General features: G+C 53.5%; 4 protein-coding genes and 1 CRISPR repeat array. All 4 genes read right to left on the reverse strand.

What is annotated here, in order from left to right:
* Nucleotides 1-271 (reverse strand): hypothetical protein (locus tag KDG50_03140; protein ID MCB1864397.1); only part of this gene is annotated, 271 nt, incomplete at its 3' end.
* A gap of 32 nt (nt 272-303) precedes the next feature.
* Nucleotides 304-528 carry a hypothetical protein gene (locus KDG50_03145; protein ID MCB1864398.1) on the reverse strand — a complete coding sequence of 75 codons (225 nt, stop codon included), beginning with the start codon at nt 526-528 and terminating at the stop codon, nt 304-306.
* Between the two features lie 12 nt (nt 529-540).
* Nucleotides 541-825, reverse strand: a complete 285-nt coding sequence (locus KDG50_03150) for a hypothetical protein (protein MCB1864399.1) — start codon at nt 823-825, stop codon at nt 541-543.
* 241 nt (nt 826-1,066) lie between these two features.
* A complete protein-coding gene (locus KDG50_03155) occupies nt 1,067-1,816 on the reverse strand; it encodes a 3'-5' exonuclease (protein ID MCB1864400.1) in 750 nt (249 codons plus the stop codon).
* 80 nt (nt 1,817-1,896) lie between these two features.
* A CRISPR array of direct repeats spans nt 1,897-2,168; the repeat unit is 29 nt; unit sequence CCACCATCCCCGCACCCGTGGGGTTAACC.
* Nucleotides 2,169-2,205 lie beyond the last annotated feature (37 nt).

A 2,205-nucleotide genomic window follows, 5' to 3' on the forward strand; every position in this document is an offset into this window, starting at 1 on the left:
CCTTGCTGGCTGGAACCCAGTGCGGCCAATGCTTATTATGCCCGGTCGGTTGCTCCTCACAAGGGATTGCTCCACTTGGTGGGGTTCGCCCTGCCTTCACGTCGTAGCGTTTGAAGAGGACGCCCCCTTTTATCATACACGCCGTGCCGTCATACTTCTGTGTCGCAACTCCCTCCCCATTCAATACCCACTCACACCCCTCTACGACCTCGTCATATACCAAGTGCGTTCCTTCGTAGTCCCTTTTGAAAAGGGATGGTATTTTCTTCATGTCACTCCCCTGTTCTGTTGTTGGTAGTTTGTTTATCGGTTATCCAGTTCCTTGAGACGTTGTTCGCACATGTGCCGAATCGCCTGCTCTGCTGCTTGCTTCGCCTCCTCTATCGTGGGAAAGCTGGCGATGCTCCTCAAAGCACTGTTCGCCATGCCCCATGTGTAAGGGCCGCCGTACTCGCGCTGATATATCTCCATAGGGAAGACGCTATCTACAAGCTTGCTTTTGATCGTAAGGTCGTCAATCCATTCCATTGTTTGTCTCTGTTAAAAGTTCTCATCCTGGGTTTCTATCGCTCCCTTCATCGTCGCCGCAACCCATCGAAGAACATCCGCATCCGCTTCCCCATATGGTGACCCAGCGGCTTCGTAGATGGGTCGGAATGCGTCGGTGAGCGTTTGGATCATTGCTCGGATCATCGGGCTGAGGGTCTCTGCGAGTACCCCAACGACGCGCTCGATAACTGGGAGCGTCTCTGCTATGAACTTCTTCAAACTCGCTTCGAGCTGCTCTTTTTGTTGTTCGGTGATTTTTGGTAGGTCGTTGGTCATTTCGGCTCCTGTTCTGTTGGTTCTGGGATGGGAGTTGAGGAGAATTCGAGTATCGTCCCGAATGCTTTATAGTAGTCGCAAACAGGCACAAATCCGTGCCCGGTTTCGACGTAAGCGGCAGGGCGTCGTTTGTTGGGTATAAATATCTCAATCGCCAATTGCAGATCGGTCTCACCGCCTACCGTGCCCTTTTGACGTATCCACCACCACCCCGGTTTGTCGGGTATCTTGGTTGTCCAAATCATAGCCGTTGTATCTTGAATGGTAACTCACTCATCCCCATAAGGTCGCATTCCTTGACCTCTTTGCGCCAGGTCTTGCTCGCAGGCTCCCAAAAGAACCCGGCCTGTTTTGCCTTGTCTCGGTCGTCATAGCTCACCATTGCTGCAATCGTGACCGTTGGGGATTGTGACCGCGTTAGCACCTCCTCTATCGGATAGCAGGAGAGAAGTGCGAGCATGGTCTGTACGTCAGAGAGTGCCCGGTGGCCGTACTGGTTCACGATCCCGTGATCGGCTGCCATGTAGGTGAGCTTCCGGCTTCCTTCTGGCGCTGGTAGGTCGTAACGGGTGTCGATGAAGTCAAGTGGAGCTGTGCTTGGTAGGATCGCGTCAATCGGGATTGGGGCGTCTCCCCTTTCGTTCCATCTGGTGATGTTGTTAGCCAAGAAGGGGAGGTCGAACGTTGTGCCGTTGTGGGTTACGATTCCAGCTACCATGGGGTGCTGAGCATTCTTCACGAGTAACCGCATAACGTGCCCAAAGTCCGCCCCGTGGTTCCGTAGATCGTCAATCGTAATGCCCGTTAATTGCTGCACATCCTCCGGGTACTCTCTTCCATCCCATACCCCATCCGCACTACCTACCAGAGTAGATGCTGTTTGGATCGCCGCCTTCTTCTCTGTGTCCCACGACACAATGGCAATCTCCGTGATACTGTCGTTCTCAATGTCCGTGCCCGTTGTCTCGATGTCAATCCCCAAAAGAATCATGATGCTCTCGCTGTTTGATGTATGTGTTTACTCTAAAAACGACTGCCTGAGTACCCAAAAAAAAACGATTATCAATGTCACCACCATCCCCGCACCCGTGGGCTAACCATGATCGGTGGACACCTCGACCGAAGAAGTAGCCACCATCCCCGCACCCGTGGGGTTAACCCGATGCGTAATTCGTAGGGCAGTGTCCCTACGCCACCATCCCCGCACCCGTGGGGTTAACCTTTCTCACTGTAAAATTTGCTTATCTTAGTCGCCACCATCCCCGCACCCGTGGGGTTAACCGATCACGTCAAGGGCTTCAGACGGAACGGGAACCACCATCCCCGCACCCGTGGGGTTAACCGATCACGTCAAGGGCTTCAGACGGAACGGGAACCACC

Source organism: Chromatiales bacterium, assembly GCA_020445605.1.
Classification (GTDB): Bacteria; Pseudomonadota; Gammaproteobacteria; order JAGRGH01; family JAGRGH01; genus JAGRGH01.